Genomic DNA, 17,188 nt, shown 5'->3' with positions numbered 1-17,188 from the left:
GCGTACACCTGTATGAACCCCGGAGTGAACCGGACCCCCGCGGCCTGGGCGAAGAATGTGACGGACGCCGCCCCCGGCCACACCGGCCCCTGGCCGCGGGTGGCCATCTGGCACGGCGACCGGGATGCCACCGTCGTACCGAGGAACGCGGACGCCCTGCGCGATCAGTGGACGGCCGTGCACGGGCTTGGGCAGAGCCCGGACCGTACGTCCACGATCGGGCCGAACGGCACGCGACGGGAGCAGTATCTGGCCGCCGACGGCAGTGTCGCGGTCGAGGTCGACCGGGTGCCGAACATCGGCCACGGCACACCCGTGGAACCCGGCACCGCCGCCCAGCAGTGCGGCGCCACCGGGACCGCCCACTTCATCGCCTCGATCTGCTCCAGCCACTGGATCACCGACTTCTTCGGGCTCGACGGCTGACCACCGGCCATCCGCGTCCGCAGGTCGTCGCGCCCCGCCAGCGCCCCCTTCCGTTCCCGTACACGGAGACAGACATCCTCATGCGCCCCCATAGAGCCCACGTCAACACGCCACCTGGACAGGGCAGTTCACGCCGCCTCCGCATTCGCCCGGTGCGCCGCATCGCCACCGGAGCGGCCCTGCTCCTTGCGCTCACCGCCGCCCCGAGCGTGGCCGTCCCGACCGTGGCAACGGAGGGGAGCTGCGCCCGCATCGGCCACCTGGAAGTGCCGGGTGCGGCACGCCAACAGGCCGCCTGTCGAGATGAGTTGACTACCGCCGGAACCGTCGGCTCGGGTCATACCGACCCGGCCGACTGGGCGGGCCTGACCCCCAAGGACCTGTCCACGCCCGTCGGCGTACCCGGCATCCAGATCGACGGTCACTTCCCCGACACCTCGACCACCAACACCCACCACGGCTGGAACCACGACGCCCAGTTCGTCATCCGGCTGCCCGACCGGTGGAACGGCGGCCTGGTGATCGCCGGCACTCCGGGCAACCGGGCGCAGTACGCCAACGACCGGGCCATCGGCGACTGGGTGCTGGCCCGCGGGTACGCCTACGCCGCCACCGACAAGGGCAACACCGGACCCCGCTTCTACCGCGACGGCCGGCGGCCGGGCGACGCCGTCGCCGAATGGAACCGCCGCGTCACCCAACTCACCAGGGCCACCCGCACGGTGGTCGCCCAGCGCTACGGCAGGCACCCCACCCGCACCCTGGCCACGGGCATCTCCAACGGCGGCTACCTGGTGCGCTGGCAGCTGGAGAACCATCCCGAGCTCTATGACGCCGGCGTGGACTGGGAAGGCACCCTCTGGCGTGCGGACGGACCGAACCTGTTGACGTTCCTGCCGACCGCCCTGGCTGCGTACCCCGTCTACGCGGCAGGCGGCGCGGGTGCCGCCCGCGCCCACCGGCAGCTGCTCGCCGCGGGCTTCCCCGCGGGCTCGGAATTCCTGTGGCCCTACCACCACCGCTCGTACTGGGACTTGACCCAGCGCGTGTACCGCGAGGAGTTCGACCCCGACTTCGACGGTTCCGCGGAGGCAGGCACTCCCAACTGCGCACCCGGCACGCCCGCCTGCGACGCGGACTACGACTACGCGTCCCGTCCGGCGGAGGTCCACCGGGCCGTGCAGCGGGTCGCGCTGACCGGCAGGATCGGAAAACCGCTGATCACGGTGCAGGGCACCCTCGACGTGCTGCTGCCCATCAGCCGCGACGCGGACGTGTACGCCCGCATGGTCCACGACGCGGGCCGCGGCGACCTGTTCCGCTCCTACCGCATCGAGGGCGGCACACACACCGACTCGCTGTACGACACCTTCCCGGACAGACTCCGCCCGCTGGTGCCCTGCCACCGCTCGGCGTTCACCGCCACGGAACGCTGGCTCCGCACCGGCCACGCCCCGCCCCCGAGCCGCACGATCCCGCGCCCCACCGGGGCGGACCCGACCACCTTGCTGACCGGCTGCCCGCTGTCCTGACGACTGCGTACGTCCCCGGGCCCGGCCGCCTCGGCCGTTCGGACAGGCCTCCGTCACGAGCTTCTCGCGCAGGACCGCCCACTGGGCGGCCATGTCGTGCACCAGGTACAGCTCGCGGCGGCGGGTCCAGGGCTGGCGAGGAAGCGGGCCATCTCCCACTGGGCGTACACGGGAAGGTTCCGTCGGCCGCGGACGCGGGCCACGGTGTCGGCAAGCTCCTCGTTGACCGGGCCCGGCTCGGGGCGGCTCCGCCGCCGTGGCGGCCCGTCAGGCGTCCGCCGCGTACCGCCAGAAGTCCCGCATCAGCTCGGGGAAGCTCGGCCCGCCCATCTGCAGCTGGCTGAGCATGATGGTGACCGTGCCGGTGGCCGGGATGATGTGCGCGGTCGTGCCGGTGCCGCCGACCCAGCCATAGCGCCCCGGCACGCTCCACGGCTCGGCGCGCTCGACGTCGACCGCGGCGCCGAAGCCCCAGCCCATGCCTTCGAGGAACAGACCGCCGGCTTCCCGCTCGGGCACGGTCAGCTGATTGGTCGTCATCTGCCGCACCGACGCGGGGGAGAGCAACTGACGCCCGCCTGCTGCCCCTTGGGAGACGCCTTGGGCCAACAGCATCCGGCCGAAGGCAAGCCAGTCGTCGGCGGTGGAGACCAGGCCGCCGGCGCCGGAGGGAAACGCGGGCGGCCGGCTCCACTGCCCGTCGGCGGCGTCGAGGAGGGTGAGGCCTCCCTCGGGGGCGGCCCTGTAGTAGGCGGTGAACCGGTCGAGCTTGGCGGGCGGCACGGCGAAGGCGGTGTCGGTCATCCCGAGCGGTTCGAAGATCCGCTCGGCGAGGAAGTCGGGCAGCGGCTGGCCCGTGACCCGGGAGATCAGCACGCCCTGCAGGTCGGAGCTGAGGTTGTACAGCCAGCCGTCGCCCGGCTGGTGCAGCAGCGGAATCCGCCCCAGGGCGGCCATCCAGTCGTCGGGCGCCGGCACGGCCTGCGGCGCGGGAGGGCCCTGCTTAAGCGCGGTGGCCAGCGCCGCTACCGCGGGCAGCGAGAAGTCGGAGGCGAAGCCGTATCCGGTGCGGGAGCTCAGCAGATGGAAGACGGTGATGGGCCGCACCGCGGGGACCACGTCGTCCACCGGCGAGGCCGGCGTGCGGACGACGCTCGGTGACGCCAGCTCGGGCAGCCACCGGGCGACGGGGTCGTCCAGCGCGATCCGCCCGTCCTCGACCAGCATCATGACGGCCGCGGCGACGACGGGTTTGGTGATCGAGGCGATACGGAAGATCGAGTCCCTGGCCATCGGGGCGCTGCCCTCGACGTCGACGGACCCGACGGCCGCCACCTCGATGCGGTCACCACGCGCCACCAGGCCCACCGCCCCGGGCACGGACCCCTTGTCCACGTGTGCTTCCAGCGTTTCGCGCAGATCGGCCATGCGTCCACCTTCTCAGCCGGTGACGGGGATGTGGTTGAAGGTGGGACTCCCGCCGCGCCTCGAAGTCATCGGAATCATCAAAGTCATCGGTGCCGGTTTGCGGCTGCGCCGGCCCGGCGGACCGCGCGGGATGGTGTGGGGGAACCACCCCGCGCGGATCGGCCTCCTCAGCCCGTGATGTTCACATCGATGCAGGCGTAGAAGGCGTTGGAGGTGTCGGCGATGTTCCACACCGCGAGCACCTTCTGCTTGCCGCTGAGCCCGCCGAAGTCGACGGTGTGGGTGACGGTGTCGCCCGGCTTGGCGCCGCCGTCGTCGACCTCGGCGATCTTGCTGCCGCCGACGAAGTACTGCCAGGTGCTGGTGGAGTGAGCCGCCGTCAGCTTCCAGCTGAACTCCTGGGACGAGCCGACGTCGGTGGTCTGCCAGCCCTTGCCGTCGTCGTCCAGCTCGGCGAACCGCGCATTGCCGCCGCTGCACGTCGTCTGCCCCTTGGGGCCTTCGACGCTCTGCGGCTCGTGGGTGATCTCGCCGCAGCTCACCGTGCCGGCCGCGCACTGGGCCTGCCGGCTCGGGGGCGCGTTGACATATCCGTGCGCGCCGGCCGGGGTGACGGAGGCCAGCACGATTACGGGCGCGAAGGCAGCGCCCAGGGCGGCCGCCAGCTTCTGCTTCTTGTTCATCTCTGCTCCCTCGGAGGTGGGGGGATGAGGGGGACGGAGACAACCGGGCGCCTCGGTCGACTCATTGGCCTAGACCATACTGATTGTCAGGCCCCCGTCAACCCTTCAACTGTTCCTCCAGGGGCGGAAGTTGTGGCCGACCTGCGTCGACGCGATCAGTTTTGGGCGAGCAGGAGCCGCGGTTTGGCGTGGGCGCCGAGCTGGGGTCGCAGGGCGCGGTGCGACAGCTCGGTGGAGGGCAGGAAATCCGCTCGGTCGCAACCCTCCGGAAGCCATGAAATCCTTCAACTCGCAAATTCGCCAGAGGGCACAAAATTGTTCGGTCCGCAAATCCGCCAGAGGGCATGAAGTCCGTTCAGTCGCAACGGTATTGACAAGAAAACTCCACCTTGACGGCGTCGTGGAGTTTGCTTATCGTCCAGTCGTTCAGGTTCCCGCCGATCGACATCCGAAGGTGTTTATGACCGTGCCTCCAACGTTTCCGAAGTCCAGGCAGCAGTTGATTCTTGCCGTTCTTATGCTGTGTTCGCTGCTGATTTGGCTAGAGAATACCGTCCTGAGTACTACGCTCGAGACCCTTGCGGACCCGGCCCGCGGACTGGGGGCCAATCCCGGTCAGCTGCAATGGGCGACCGGTTCGTACACTCTGGCCTTCGCCACATTGATGTTTACTGCAGGCGCATTGGGCGATCGGTTCGGTCACCGGACAGTGTTCTCCAGTGGGATGGTGATCTTCGCCGGGTCCTCGCTGTGGGCGGCGTACGCAAGCGATACGGGTCAGCTGATCGCGGCTCGAGCCGCGATGGGGGTGGGCAGCGCGCTGATCACGCCCGCCATGATGGCCATCCTCATGTGGACCTTTACCGGCCCCGCGCGGGCCGCCGCGATCGGCATTTTCTCGACGTCGGCCGGTGTCGGAATGGCTGCAGGACCGGTGCTGGCGGGGTTCCTGCTCGAGCATTTCTGGTGGGGCTCGGTATTTCTCGTCAACGTCCCGGTCGCGGCATTGGCGTTGGTCGGGCTCGCCGTACTGGTTCCGAATTTCCGCAGTCCCACTCCGCGGCCACTGGACCCCGCCGGAATGCTGCTGTCGATCAGTGGGCTCGTGGCGTTGGCCTACGGGCTGATCCGGGCGGGGCAGGTGACGGTGTGGAGTCGTACCGACGTCTGGGCGCCGATCGTTGCCGGTCTCATTCTGCTGGCCGTTTTCGTGCTCGTCGAACTGCGTGTCAAGGTGCCCAGCTTTGATCCGCGACTGTTCGCACAACGCACATTCGGTGGCGGCAATGTGGCGCTCGGATTGCTGCTCTTCGGTGTGGCCGCCGTCACCTTCTATAACGCCTTCTACCTGCAAGGCGCGCTCGGATTTTCGCCGATGAAGGCGGGCTTGGCCAATATCCCGACCGCATTCGGTGCGCTCGTAGGGGCGCCCCTCGCCTCACGTCTGGTTCGCCGCCTGCCACTACGCCTTGTCGCCGTGCCGGCGCTAACCGTGGCTGCGCTGACCATGGGCGGGTACGGGTTCCTCGGACTCGACACTCAACTCGTCTGGATCGAGATCCTGTTGTTGATACAGGGTCTGTCGATCGGCATGGTGATCGGCCCCGTTACGGCCGCATTGATCAGCGACCTTCCGTTGGAACAGGCCGGTGCGGGATCGGCCGTCACCAATACCGTGCGACAGACCGGCAGCGTGATCGGCATCGCAGTGGGCGGCACGATCATGTCGATCGTGTACCGACGTGCGATCGAACCTTCGCTGGAGGGCGCACCCGGTCCGGTGCGGGAGCAGGCGCGAGTCTCCGCCGAACAGGCCCGTCACGTCGCCACCGCCATCGACCGGCCCACTCTTGCTCAGGCCGCTGATGATGCGTTTATCCATGCCATGCACGTCGGCGCGGGCTGGATCGCGGCCATCGCACTCCTCGGAGCGGTTGTGCTGCTGATTGCCTTGCCTGCTGCCGGCAAGAAGAAGGATCCGATACCGGAGCCGGACCACGAAGAGGCCCGCAGCTCCGTCTAGGCTCACGTACCAAGCGGAGTGGCGAGTTCGCGTACCAACTGGAAGGACCGGACGCGATCGGCGAGGTCGTAGACGGGCGTCACCAGCATCAGCTCGTCGGCCCCGGTGGTCTCCGCGAGCCGCGTCAGGCGCTTCTCGACCAACTCCGGTGTCCCATGGGCCTGGTGGGAGGCGAACGCCGCCAGCGCCGCCTCTTCCCGGGCGTCGAACCGGTGCGCCGCCGCGGTCGCCGGACTGGGGAAGGGCACATCGCTGTGCCCCTGGAGCAGGCCCGCCTTCACCACGGCCATGGGGCGCGTCAGCTCCTCGGCCCGCTCCTGGGTGTCCGCGCACACGACCTCCACGCACACCAGGACGCGCGGCTTCTCGCACCAGGCGGAGGGCCGGAACGCCTCCCGGTAGTGCGCGAGCGCCTCGACGGTGTTCTCGGGGCGGATGTGGTGGGCGAACGCGACCGGCAGGCCCAGTTCGGCGGCAAGTGCCGCCCCCGCGCGGCTCGATGCCAGCAACCAGGGCTCGGGCAGTTCGCCGAGGCCGACCTCGGTGAGGAAGTCCAGCGTCGCGGCGACATCGCGGCCGTACTCCTCGTCCGTGGCCGGATCCGCCCCGCGGCGCAGCGCACGCGCCGTCCCCTCGTCGAAGGTCCCGGGGCCGCGCCCGATCCCGAGGTCGATCCGGTCGGGATGCAGCGCGGCCAGCGTCGCGAACTGCTCGGCCACGGTGAAGGGCGCGTGATTGGGGGCGAGTACGCCGCCCGAGCCGACCCGCAGGCGCGACGTCGTGGCGGCGATGCGTGCCGTCATGATCGGCGGCGGGAAGGCGCCGATGGCGGGGGATCGGTGATGCTCGGCGAACCACAGCCGGTGGTAGCCGAGACGGTCGAGTTCCTGGGCGGCACCGTCGCAGTTGCGCAGCGCGTCGGCGGCCGACGTACCGGCCTCGACCATGGCAACTTCCAGTGCGGAGAGCGGGAGTTCGATCATGCGCCCAGCATAGGACCGGCCGGGCCGAGGCTTCCGGCCGGTCAGGGAGTGGGGATGCCGCCGGGGCGTGCGGGACGCCCGAAGCGCACCGGGACGCCCGGCGAATAGAGCACGCTCACCGGGTCGCCCACCGGCCGGGGAAGGCCCGCTGCGACGACCAAGTCCTCGTCGCAGGCCAGCAGTTCAGCGCGGTGCAGCGGCCAGCGCGGGTGCACGTTCGGCAGGAACATCTGCCGCCCGAAGAAGGTGTTGTGCATGCCCCACCGCGCCGTCAGGAAATGCTCGAACTCGGTGGGCTCCGCCACCCGTTCGCCCACCCGCACCGCGATCCGGCTCTGCGCGCCGCGCGGACCGGGCCAGCGCCTGCTGCTCGTGTACGTGACGATGTCGCCGCTGTGCCGGATGCTCATCCGGGACCACTGGTAGGGCAGCCGGAAGGCGCCGCGCGCGACCGCCACCGGTATCAGCCGCGAGGCGTCGAGGGAACGGAAGACGACGCCGCGGCGGCCATGGCCGTCCACCGAGTACAGCCGCACATTCGTCTCGGGGAACGTGCCCAGGTACGGAATGCCGGGGAGGCGGAACCAGCCGACCCGGTGCATCCGAAACGCGACGAGCCCCACATAGGTGACCCCTTCGTGCACATCGGGCACGGTCCCGGCGGGCAGCAGCGGCGCCACGTCGGCCGGATCCACCGCCCAGTGCAGAAACGCCAGATCCAGCCACGACTGCGTGAGCAGCGGGTTCACGGTGGAGGAGGGCGGATCGGCGGTGATGGGTTCCGGGGCGGAGGAAGTGAGGGCCACGGGATCAGAATTGCAGGGGCCTTGGTTCGGCAGATCGGTGGGGTGGCTTCGGAGCGGACCGGGGGAGTGCGAGTGCGGTTTTCGGGGGTGGCCGTCCGAGGGGCCGTGCGACTAAGGTCTCCCCTAAGCGGACGCTTAGCCGCCTCTCCGCAGGACGGCAGGCCGCGTCACGAGAGAGGCAGGCAACCCGTGCCGGTCATCGACGCGTGGATGCAGCACCCCACGCTCCGCCACTCCAACCACGAGATGTTCGAGTCGCTGCGCCGCTGGACGGGGCAGAAGCTCCTCGAGGAACCACTGCCGGTCAAGACCACGGTCGCCGCGCTGGCCGCCGCCGACGTCGAGATCGGGCTCGCGGCAGCCTGGTACGGCCCTCAGGGGCCGCTGATCAGCAACGATGAGGTGGCGGACTGCGTCGCCCGGTCCGACGGACGGCTGCGCGGAGTCGCGGGAGCCGACCTCACCCGGCCGGTCGAGGCCGTGCGCGAACTGCGCCGCGCGGTGCGGGAACTCGGCTTCGTGGCCCTGCGGATCGTGCCCTGGTTGTGGCAGCTCCCGCCCACCGACCGGCTCTACTACCCGCTGTACGCGGCCTGCGTCGACCTCGGCATCCCCTTCTGCACCCAGGTCGGGCACACCGGCCCGCTGCGCCCGTCCGAGACCGGCCGCCCCATCCCGTACATCGACCAGGTGGCCATCGACTTCCCCGAGCTGACCATCGTGTGCGGACACATCGGCTACCCGTGGACGACAGAGATGATCGCCGTGGCCGACAAGCACGCCAACGTCTACATCGACACCAGCGCCTACACCGCACGCCGCTACCCGCGCGAACTCGTCGACTACGTACGCGGTCGGGGCCGCGGGAAGGTGCTGTTCGGCTCGAACTACCCCATGATCACGCCCGGCCAGGCCCTTGAGCACCTGGGCGATCTCGACCTGGACGAGGAGGCCACCGACCTGTTCCTGTCCGGCAACGCCCGGCGGGTCTTCAGGCTCTGACCGCGCCGGGAGCGTCTGACCTCACCGGGCCAGGGGTCAGGAGCGCGGGCCGCGGGACTGGTCGGCCCGCTGCGCTTCCTTCTCCTTCTGCTTCTCCTTGATCCGCACCGTTTCCTTGCGGACCTCGGCCTGCGTGGCGCGCTCCTTCTGCAGCCACTCCGGGTTCTCCGTCTTCAGCGCCTCGATCTGCTCTGTGGTGAGCGCCTCGGTGACCCCGCCGCGCGCGAGACCGGCGATGGAGACGCCCAGCTTGGACGCGACCACCGGCCGGGGGTGCGGGCCGTTGGCGCGCAGCTCCTGCAGCCACGCGGGCGGATCGGTCTGCAGGGAGTTCAGCTCGGTGCGCGAGACGACACCCTCCTGGAACTCGGCGGGGGTGGCCTCGAGGTACACACCCAGCTTCTTCGCCGCGGTCGCGGGCTTCATGGTCTGGGTGGTCTGGTGCGACGTCATGGTGTCAAGGGTATCGAGCATGTGAGCTACCGCTGACCACGCCGGGTAATCTGGCGGAGTGACAGACTCGCAGGTAGCCCCTTCCTTCAGGCTCGCGTACGTCCCGGGGGTGACGCCCACCAAGTGGGTGCGGATCTGGAACGAGCGGCTCCCCGACATCCCGCTGACGCTCGTCGCGGTGCCCGCCGCCGAAGCGTTCGACCTGCTGCGCGGCCCTGACGCCGACGCCGGTTTCGTACGTCTGCCCGTCGACCGCACGGACCTCAGCGCGATCCCCCTCTACACCGAGACGACCGTGGTCGTGATCCCCAAGGACCACGTCGTGGCAGCCGTCGAGGAGGCGTCCTGCGAGGATCTCGCCGACGAGATCGTGCTGCACCCCCTTGACGACACCCTCGACTGGGAGCAGCTGCCGGGACGGCCGGCCAACGAGCGCCCGGCCACCACCGCCGACGCCATCGAACTGGTCGCCGCCGGCGTGGGCGTCCTGGTCGTCCCGCAGTCCTTGGCCCGCCTGCACCACCGCAAGGACCTCACCTACCGGCCGCTGACCGGCGCCCCGGAGTCACGCGTCGCCCTGTCCTGGCCGGAGGAGGAGACCACCGATCTGGTGGAGGACTTCATCGGCATCGTGCGCGGACGGACGGTCAACAGCTCCCGCGGCCGTACGCAGCCGGCCCCGGCCAAGCAGACCAAGAGCAAGCGCCCCGACACGGGCGGCGCCCGCCGCAAGCCCACGGCGGGCAAGCCGGCCGGCAAGGGTTCCCGCGGCGGCTCAGGCGCCGCCAAGGGCGGCAAGCGCGGAAAGCCGCGCCGCAGCAAGTAGCGGCCCCGGCCCCGGCTGCGTCAGGGGCGCCGGTCCTCCGGGTCCGCCCCGTTCAGCACCAGGACCCCGGACCGCAAGCTGCCCCCGTCGAAGCGCTCGACGGCGTACGACACCCAGGTCGCAGAGCCGGTGACGTACAGATGGGGAATCCGGACACTCACGGCCGCCCCCACCCACGTGCCCGCGATCCGCAGCCGCGACTCCCAGCGATGGCTCCACGTCACCCAGCTGACGGTGATGACGTCGTTGGCGGCCATGCCGGGATACGCGCCGACCCGGACGGTGGCGGGCCCACGAAGTCCATTTCCAGTGGGGGTGATCGAGGTGCAACCATTGGCGCCGCTGAACGGTCAGTCAAGCCTGTGAGCACACCTTCGCCGCAAGGCATCCGTCCCAGGCCGCCGACTCGGGCCGGGGCCGGTCGCCGTATCGCCGTCGTCGCCCTCGTCGTCCTTGCGCTGACTCTCGCGAGCGTGGTGACGTACGTGCATTTCTCCGGTTCCTCCGGTGGGCACCGCAACCCGGGCATACCGCAGCCCACGCCGCCCGTCGAGTCGGACGGCAAGGCGCCGGCCGTCGCCCCGGCCGAGTGCGCCGCACCGCCTGCTGCCTCGGAGCGCACCGCGCCGGCAGCCCCGCGACAGCGGGCCAACCGCGCGGACTTCAACGGCGACGGCTTCCCCGACCTCCACCTCAACGCCTGGTACCGCCCCAAGGAAGGCGGCGGCTGGCTGCACCACCGCGCCCTCGTGGCCGGCTCGGCGCGAGGCATCGCGCCGGCCGCCGGCGTCCCGCTGAGCCTTCCCGGACTCGACCCGGCCACCAGCACCCGCCCGCTGGTCATGAACAGCGCCGCACACCTCATGGGAGACCTGGACGGCGACGGCCTGGCCGACCTCGTCGTCCAGAACCTGTTCCGCAACCGCGAACACAACTGGACCGGACAGAGCATCGTCTGGGGCAGGAAGAAGGGCACCCCGAGTGTTGTGCGACTCCCCGCCGACCGCCCGCTGTTCGCGTCGGGCGGTGACTTCGACGGAGACGGTGCGCTTGACCTGATCGGGCTGCGGGAGGGCCGCGACATGGAGCCCGCGGGTTTCCACGTGCCGCGTCCATCGGCCTGCCTCATCGTCCTCTACGGGCCGTTCAGCCGCGCCGGCGCACCCCGCAGGACCGTCGCCGTCGAGGCCACCCAGGGTGGATACGTGGGTGTGTCCGCCTTCGTCACCGGGGACTTCGACGGAGACGGCCGCGACGACGTGGTCACCCGCGGCGGGCTGCCCCTGCCGGCGGAGGACCAGGACGTGTCCGACTGGTACGACGAGGACCGCCTGCCCCGCGGCCTGACGGACACCCGCTTCTACCGTGGTACGCCCGCAGGACCGGCGGTTGCCGCCCTGCCCGCCGGCGTGGGGAGCGCTCTGCCGCTGCCGGACCGCGACGGGACGAGCACGCCGCTGCTCACCGTCGGACAACTGGACGGCGACCGGTTCACGGACATCCTCCAGACCGACGGGACGATCCTGCACGGCGGACCGCACGGCCCCGGCGCCCGCACCAGCCGCCTTCCCGCCCCCTACGGCACCGGGGGCGAGGACCCGCCCGGAACGTTGCGGACCGTCGGCTACACCGGAGGCCCGGCCCGTGCCGACCTGAACGGCGACGGCCAGGACGACCTGGTGTACCGGGACTCCCGCAACAAACCGGCGGGCAACGTGACCATCCTGCTCTCGCGGCCGGACGGCGGCTACGCGCCTCCGCTCACCATCGATCGCCTCCGCCTCGACCTGCCGAGCCGTCCATCGCACAGCGCGGACGCCGACAACTTCGGCTGGGACGTCGCCGCCGCCGACCTCGACGGCGACGGCGCCGCCGAACTCCTCGTCGGCTACCGGGGCTTCTCCAAGCCCCGTGAGGAACACGGCTATTGGGTCTTCCCCGGTACGTCCGACGGCCCGGACACCAAGAAGGCGCGGTTCCTGCCCGTACGGGAATTGGTCGCAGGAAGGTGAACTTCAGGCCTGGCCCTCGGGATCCTCGCTGAGGAACTCCGCAACCAGCTCTGGTGGGTTGGCGGCCCGGGTGAGGGCGAACATCTCGTCAGGGGCGAACATGTCGTAGAGGATCACCGGCAGCGGCCGTCCCAGAGCGCGGACGAGGTGGCCCTCCGCGTGGAGCTCGCGGGCCACGTCGACGCAGAGCTCGTGGAACTCCTCCGCGAGCCGCTCGTCGCGCTCCTCCTGCTCCTCCTCGGAGAGGCCTTCCGCCTCGGCCTGGTCATCCTCGTACCAAAGGCCTTGTTCCACCGCCTCATGGCGGTGCAACTCGGCGCCGGCCGGGTCGTGTTGGGGATCGTGGCCGGTGATGCGTACGCCTTCAAGGCCCGACGGCGGGAAGTAGGCATAGTTCCAGCGGGCCTCCCACGCCTCGCGGGGACCCAGCTCGGCGAGCAGCCGGGCCACCTCGGTCTCGGTGTTGTAGCCGATCGCCAGATACGGGAACCGGGGATCCTGGTCGACGCTGTCGATCCGGAACGTGACGGCATAGATCTCGGACGCCACCTCTTCGGGGAACTCGGCCAGGGTGCGCGCGGCAACCTGCCCCAGGTGCAGGCGGAAAGTCATCGACAGCTCTTCTCCTCGGTGGCGTCGCGGCGATCGCCGGTGCGGATTCTAGGCAGGGGCGGCGCGGCGGCCTGCGTCAGACCCTTCTCCACGGGCGGAGCTTCTCGGGGTTCCGTACCGCCCAGAGGTGCTTGATCCGGTCGCCCGTGATGTCGAAGGCGATCACCCCAGTGGTGATGCCGTCCTGCTGGATGACCAGGCCGGGCTGGCCGTTGACCGTGCGCTCCAGGAGCGTCCGGTCGAGGTCCGATGTCGCACTGGTGAGGGCGATCAGGTAGCGCGCGAGCTGTTCGCCGCCCTGGATGGGATCGAGTGCGGCCCTGACCACACCGCCGCCGTCGGAGAGCCCCGTGGCGTCGGGGTCGAGCAGGCTGATGAGGGCGGCGATGTCGCCGGCTTCCCAGGCCTGCTTGAAGTCCCTGACGATGTCGGCCCGCCGGGAAGCGGAGGTCGCGGGTGCCTCGGAGGCGCGGATGCGACGGCGGGCGGAGGTGGCCAGCTGGCGGCATGCGGCGGGCGTCCGGCCGACGATCTCGGCGACGTCGGCGAAGGGGTACTGGAAGACGTCGTGGAGGATGAACGCGACGCGCTCGGCGGGGGTCATGGTTTCGAGCACGACGAGGAAAGCCATGTTGATCGACTCGGCCAGCGTGACCCGGTCGGCGGGGTCGGCCGCCGTGCCGCCCGGCCGCCCGTTGACCCAGTCCGCGTGGTGGGGCAGGGGCTCGGGGATCCATTCGCCCACATAGCGTTCGCGGCGGGCGCGTGCCGAGCCGAGCAGATCGAGGCAGACGCGGCTCGCGACCTTGGTCAGCCAGGCGCCGGGCGATGCGATGACCGCGCGTTGGTGAGGGGACATCGTGTACCAGCGGGTGTACGTCTCCTGGACGACGTCCTCGGCGTCGGCCAGCGAGCCCAGGAGCCGGTAGGCGAGGCCGGTCAGCTGACGCCGCTCGCTCATGATCGCGCTCAGGGCCGGATCGAGCCTGCCGTCTCCCGGCGCGGATGGGGTCCTCATCGTGTCGCCGCTCCCTTGGCTGTGCCGGTGGTCACCAGTACGACGAGACGGCCGAGCGAAATGTGACGTCGGCGCGCCGCCTCACAATCCGCGGGGCCGCCTCGTCGGTAGTGCTGGGACCAAGGCGGTCCCGCCGACAGCCGTTCCGTCCACGGGGCGGAACGGCCGGGCACGAAAAGGGAGATCACCATGCAGACACGACTCGACCACCTCACCAATCCGGTGGCGGCCAAGGCCGTGCAGGGCCTCGTCTCGGCGGGCAAGGCGGTCGCCGAATCGACGCTGCCGGCCGCGACGGGCGAGCTGGTGCTGCTGCGTGTCAGCCAGATCAACGGCTGCGGCTTCTGCATCGACATGCACACCAAGGAGGCCACAGCCGCCGGTGAGACCCCGGTGCGGCTCCATCTGGTCGCCGCCTGGCGCGACGCCACGGTGTTCACGGATGCCGAACGGGCCGCCCTGGCCCTGGCGGAGGAGGGCACCCGCATCGCCGACGCGGCCGAAGGCGTCTCCGACGAGGTGTGGGCGAACGCCGCCAAGCACTACGACGAGGAGCAGCTCGGCGCGTTGGTGTCGGTCATCGCCGTCATCAACGCCTTCAACCGCCTGAACGTCATCACCCAGCGGCCCGGCGGCGACTACCGGCCCGGCCAGTTCGGCTGACCGGCAACCTCGATCGCCTCTGAGGGGCCGGGCCGCGCCGGGGACGCCCCGGCCCCAAATGACGGGGCGTTGCTTCCCGGTGTTGGTCTGCATGCCACGTGACAGCGGTGGAGCGGTGCGAATCTTTCGGCGCCGGCAGGGCCGATGCCAAGATCCTGTGCTTGAACTCCGTTCGGACGCAGGTTGTCTGAGGGGGGATCAGAAGCGGGTATGAGCCATATGGCGTGCGCGCCCGTGCCGGCGCACGTACCAGTCCGCGTCTCGTACCCACTGGAGGAACCCGTGCGCCGCAAGCTCCTTGCCACATCCGTGACCGCTGCCGCCTTCGCCCTCAGCGTGGCGGTCGCCGCGCCGGCCGGTGCCGTCCCCGCCGACAAGGGCCAGGTACTCAGCAACTGGACCCAGACCAGCGCCGACAGCTACGACGCGTGGGCCGCGGCCCGTGCGAACCAGGGCGCCTGGAGCGCCTACGCCTTCAACTGGTCCACCGACTACTGCTCGTCGTCCCCCGACAACCCCTTCGGCTTCCCCTTCCAGATGTCATGTGCACGGCATGACTTCGGCTACCGCAACTACAAGGAGGCGGGCACCTTCGACGCCAACAAGGCGCGCGTCGACAGCGCCTTCTACGCCGACCTCAAGAGAGTCTGCTCCGCCTACAGCGGAGCCAAGCTGGCCTCCTGCAACGCGACGGCCTGGACGTACTACCAGGCCGTCGACAAGTTCGGCTTCGCGCCGGCGGCCTGACGCCCACTCAGGGACCCGGTCGCCGCAGGCTCGGCGACCGGGGCTCGCCCGGGTTCGTCGTGAGTGAGCCGCTCAGTCGATGACCGCGGTCGCTTCGACCTCCACCAGGTGGTCGGGGACATCCAGCGCCGCAACGCCGATCAGCGTGCCCGGCGGAACCGGTGTGCTCCCCAGCTTCTCGGCTGCCCGTGCCATCCCCTCCATGAGCAGCGGCATCTTGTCGGGGGTCCAGTCGACGACGTACACCGTCAGTTTCGCCACGTCGTCGAAGGTCGCGCCGACCTCGGTCAGAGCGGTGCCGATATTGAGGTAGCACTGCTCGACCTGCGCGGCGAGGTCACCCTCGCCGACCGTGACCCCGTCGGCGGTCCAGGCGACCTGTCCGGCGACGAAGACCAGCTTCGACCCGGTCGCGATCGACACCTGCCGGTAGGCGTCGATCTCCGGCAGTCCGGCGGGGTTCACCAGGGTGATGGCCATACAGCTGTCTCCTCAGTCGTGCCGTGATCTCTTGTGGTTACTCGGGAACTGTAGGAGAGTGAGCGCTGACCTGGAAGAACGCACTTTTCGGTGACTGAGGAACCTCATGGTGACCAAGCAGTTCAGCGGCTCCCCCGAGGACGCGGACCTGACGCGCGCGGACTCGTTGGCGCGGGAGATCTTCTCGGACGTGGCCAACAAGTGGGCGCTCCTGATCATCGACGCGCTGGGTGAGAGCACCCTGCGCTTCGGCGAGGTGCGCAAGGGCGTCGAGGGCATCAGCCACAAGATGCTCACCCAGAACCTGCGGATGATGGAGCGCAACGGCCTGGTCGAGCGGACCGTGTACCCCACCGTGCCGCCGAAGGTCGAGTACACCCTCACCGAACCGGGCCTCGCCCTGCGCGAGATGGTCCACCGCATGTGCGACTGGACCCACCAGCACATCGGCCACATCGAAGCCTCCCGTCAAAGCTTCGACGCCTGACGGGACTTGTCTCGAAGATCGTTTCGGTGGAAGCTGCGGGAATGCAGAATCTTCCGACATTCGTACTCGTTCACGGCGCCTTCGCGAACTCGTTCTCGTTCGCGCCGCTGCAGGCCGAACTCGCCCTGCTCGGGCACCGGTCGGCCGCGGTCGACCTTGTGGGGCACGGGTTCGAGGCGACGTTCCCCGCCGCCTACCAGGCTCCCCAGGATCTCGCCGCGCTCGCCGCGGCACCGGGGAGCATCAAGGGCGTCACCCTCGCCGACAACGCCGCCCGCGTGATCGAAGTCCTCGAACGCGCGAAGCGGAACGGGCCGACCATCCTCGTCGGCCACAGCAGGGGCGGCGTCACGATCACCGCCGCCGCCAACGCGCGGCCCGACCTGATCGACCGGATCGTGTACGCCTCCGCCTGGTGCCCCGTCGAGCTCACCGACTACTACGGCGAGCCGGAGATGGCGGATGTGGACCCCGCTGCCTTCGCTCCGGCGATGGCCGGCAACCCCGCCGAACTCGGTCTGATCCGTATGAACTTCCGCACCGCCGACCCCGGGGTGCTGGCCGCGATGCGGCAGGCCTTCGCCGCCGATCTCACCGACGACGAGTTCCACACGTTCCTGAACACCTTCCAGCCCGACGAGAACCTCGACTTCGGCGCGGCCGACGACCGGGCACAGGCCGCGACGTGGGGGAAGGTTCCCAAGACCTTCGTGCGTCTTACCGACGATGCCAGCATTCCGCTCGCCATGCAGGACCGCATGATCCGCGAGGCCGACGCGCTCACCCCGGACAACCCCTTCGACGTCCGGACGCTCCAGGGCAGCCACCTGCAGTGGCTCGTCCGCCCGAAGCCGGCCGCCGAACTCCTCGCGAACCTCGCGGCGAGCTGACAACTGCCCCAGCGGCAGCGTCCTTTCACGTCATCGCCGTACGTGAAGCGGGGGGGCGGGGGCCCCCCCCCCCCGCCCCCCCCCCCGCCCCGGGCGGGGACCGCAGGGGGGTGGCGC

At 70.2% G+C, this 17,188-nt stretch carries 18 protein-coding genes and 1 pseudogene; 10 read left to right on the top strand and 9 right to left on the bottom strand.

Annotation, left to right across the window (positions count from 1 at the left end; translation table 11 throughout):
• Window positions 1-423: pseudogene (locus ACFWY6_RS29575) on the top strand (feruloyl esterase); the annotation flags it as partial.
• An 83-nt stretch (window positions 424-506) separates the two neighbouring features.
• Entirely contained in the window at window positions 507-1,958 is a 1,452-nt protein-coding gene (locus tag ACFWY6_RS29570) for a 3-hydroxybutyrate oligomer hydrolase family protein (protein WP_384696588.1), read from the top strand.
• A 267-nt stretch (window positions 1,959-2,225) separates the two neighbouring features.
• Here ACFWY6_RS29570 and ACFWY6_RS29565 read toward each other — a convergent pair whose 3' ends face one another.
• Together ACFWY6_RS29565 and ACFWY6_RS29560 are read right to left on the bottom strand one after the other, a co-directional pair.
• Entirely contained in the window at window positions 2,226-3,386 is a 1,161-nt protein-coding gene (locus ACFWY6_RS29565; protein WP_384696585.1) for a serine hydrolase domain-containing protein, read from the bottom strand.
• Between the two features lie 167 nt (window positions 3,387-3,553).
• Window positions 3,554-4,069, bottom strand: coding sequence for a lytic polysaccharide monooxygenase auxiliary activity family 9 protein (locus ACFWY6_RS29560; protein WP_384696582.1), 516 nt, complete (start codon window positions 4,067-4,069; stop codon window positions 3,554-3,556).
• Between the two features lie 274 nt (window positions 4,070-4,343).
• Between ACFWY6_RS29560 and ACFWY6_RS29555 the strand changes: the two genes are divergently transcribed.
• Window positions 4,344-6,092, top strand: coding sequence for an MFS transporter (locus ACFWY6_RS29555; RefSeq protein ID WP_384696579.1), 1,749 nt, complete (start codon window positions 4,344-4,346; stop codon window positions 6,090-6,092).
• Window positions 6,093-6,094: 2 nt separating this feature from the next.
• Here ACFWY6_RS29555 and ACFWY6_RS29550 read toward each other — a convergent pair whose 3' ends face one another.
• A complete protein-coding gene (locus ACFWY6_RS29550) occupies window positions 6,095-7,075 on the bottom strand; it encodes an LLM class flavin-dependent oxidoreductase (protein WP_384696576.1) in 981 nt (326 codons plus the stop codon).
• A gap of 41 nt (window positions 7,076-7,116) precedes the next feature.
• Window positions 7,117-7,881, bottom strand: a complete 765-nt coding sequence (locus ACFWY6_RS29545) for a YqjF family protein (RefSeq protein ID WP_384696573.1) — start codon at window positions 7,879-7,881, stop codon at window positions 7,117-7,119.
• Window positions 7,882-8,070: 189 nt separating this feature from the next.
• On the opposite strand from ACFWY6_RS29545, the gene ACFWY6_RS29540 reads away from it, so the two are divergent.
• Window positions 8,071-8,883 carry an amidohydrolase family protein gene (locus ACFWY6_RS29540; protein ID WP_384696570.1) on the top strand — a complete coding sequence of 271 codons (813 nt, stop codon included), beginning with the start codon at window positions 8,071-8,073 and terminating at the stop codon, window positions 8,881-8,883.
• Between the two features lie 36 nt (window positions 8,884-8,919).
• On the opposite strand, the gene ACFWY6_RS29535 is transcribed toward ACFWY6_RS29540, so the two are convergent.
• Window positions 8,920-9,336: a DUF5997 family protein gene (locus ACFWY6_RS29535; protein ID WP_360780452.1), complete on the bottom strand. Its 417-nt coding sequence runs from the start codon at window positions 9,334-9,336 to the stop codon at window positions 8,920-8,922.
• A gap of 58 nt (window positions 9,337-9,394) precedes the next feature.
• Between ACFWY6_RS29535 and ACFWY6_RS29530 the strand changes: the two genes are divergently transcribed.
• A complete protein-coding gene (locus tag ACFWY6_RS29530; RefSeq protein WP_384696567.1) occupies window positions 9,395-10,162 on the top strand; it encodes a LysR substrate-binding domain-containing protein in 768 nt (255 codons plus the stop codon).
• Window positions 10,163-10,182: 20 nt separating this feature from the next.
• On the opposite strand, the gene ACFWY6_RS29525 is transcribed toward ACFWY6_RS29530, so the two are convergent.
• Window positions 10,183-10,419, bottom strand: a complete 237-nt coding sequence (locus ACFWY6_RS29525; protein ID WP_384696564.1) for a hypothetical protein — start codon at window positions 10,417-10,419, stop codon at window positions 10,183-10,185.
• Between the two features lie 105 nt (window positions 10,420-10,524).
• Here ACFWY6_RS29525 and ACFWY6_RS29520 point away from each other — a divergent pair, with 105 nt between their 5' ends.
• Window positions 10,525-12,174, top strand: a complete 1,650-nt coding sequence (locus ACFWY6_RS29520; protein ID WP_384696561.1) for an FG-GAP repeat domain-containing protein — start codon at window positions 10,525-10,527, stop codon at window positions 12,172-12,174.
• A gap of 3 nt (window positions 12,175-12,177) precedes the next feature.
• Here the strand turns inward: ACFWY6_RS29520 and ACFWY6_RS29515 are convergent, their stop codons facing one another.
• Both ACFWY6_RS29515 and sigJ read right to left on the bottom strand, forming a co-directional pair.
• Complete coding sequence (locus tag ACFWY6_RS29515; RefSeq protein WP_384696558.1) at window positions 12,178-12,786, bottom strand: hypothetical protein; 609 nt, start codon at window positions 12,784-12,786, stop codon at window positions 12,178-12,180.
• A gap of 76 nt (window positions 12,787-12,862) precedes the next feature.
• Window positions 12,863-13,804: an RNA polymerase sigma factor SigJ gene (gene sigJ / locus ACFWY6_RS29510; protein ID WP_384696555.1), complete on the bottom strand. Its 942-nt coding sequence runs from the start codon at window positions 13,802-13,804 to the stop codon at window positions 12,863-12,865.
• A gap of 189 nt (window positions 13,805-13,993) precedes the next feature.
• On the opposite strand from sigJ, the gene ACFWY6_RS29505 reads away from it, so the two are divergent.
• Together ACFWY6_RS29505 and ACFWY6_RS29500 are read left to right on the top strand one after the other, a co-directional pair.
• A complete protein-coding gene (locus tag ACFWY6_RS29505; RefSeq protein WP_384696553.1) occupies window positions 13,994-14,467 on the top strand; it encodes a carboxymuconolactone decarboxylase family protein in 474 nt (157 codons plus the stop codon).
• Window positions 14,468-14,776: 309 nt separating this feature from the next.
• Window positions 14,777-15,214 (top strand): phospholipase, encoded by a 438-nt coding sequence (locus ACFWY6_RS29500; RefSeq protein WP_384696591.1) that lies wholly within the window; start codon window positions 14,777-14,779, stop codon window positions 15,212-15,214.
• Between the two features lie 72 nt (window positions 15,215-15,286).
• On the opposite strand, the gene ACFWY6_RS29495 is transcribed toward ACFWY6_RS29500, so the two are convergent.
• Window positions 15,287-15,694 (bottom strand): RidA family protein, encoded by a 408-nt coding sequence (locus ACFWY6_RS29495; RefSeq protein ID WP_384696550.1) that lies wholly within the window; start codon window positions 15,692-15,694, stop codon window positions 15,287-15,289.
• Window positions 15,695-15,800: 106 nt separating this feature from the next.
• Here ACFWY6_RS29495 and ACFWY6_RS29490 point away from each other — a divergent pair, with 106 nt between their 5' ends.
• Together ACFWY6_RS29490 and ACFWY6_RS29485 are read left to right on the top strand one after the other, a co-directional pair.
• A complete protein-coding gene (locus tag ACFWY6_RS29490) occupies window positions 15,801-16,181 on the top strand; it encodes a helix-turn-helix domain-containing protein (protein ID WP_266873467.1) in 381 nt (126 codons plus the stop codon).
• A gap of 41 nt (window positions 16,182-16,222) precedes the next feature.
• A complete protein-coding gene (locus ACFWY6_RS29485) occupies window positions 16,223-17,071 on the top strand; it encodes an alpha/beta fold hydrolase (protein ID WP_384696547.1) in 849 nt (282 codons plus the stop codon).
• Window positions 17,072-17,188 lie beyond the last annotated feature (117 nt).

Origin of the sequence: Streptomyces sp. NPDC059037 (genome assembly GCF_042740015.1) — a bacterium.
Classification (GTDB): domain Bacteria; phylum Actinomycetota; class Actinomycetes; order Streptomycetales; family Streptomycetaceae; genus Streptomyces.
This window is presented reverse-complemented; position numbering and strand designations above follow the sequence as displayed.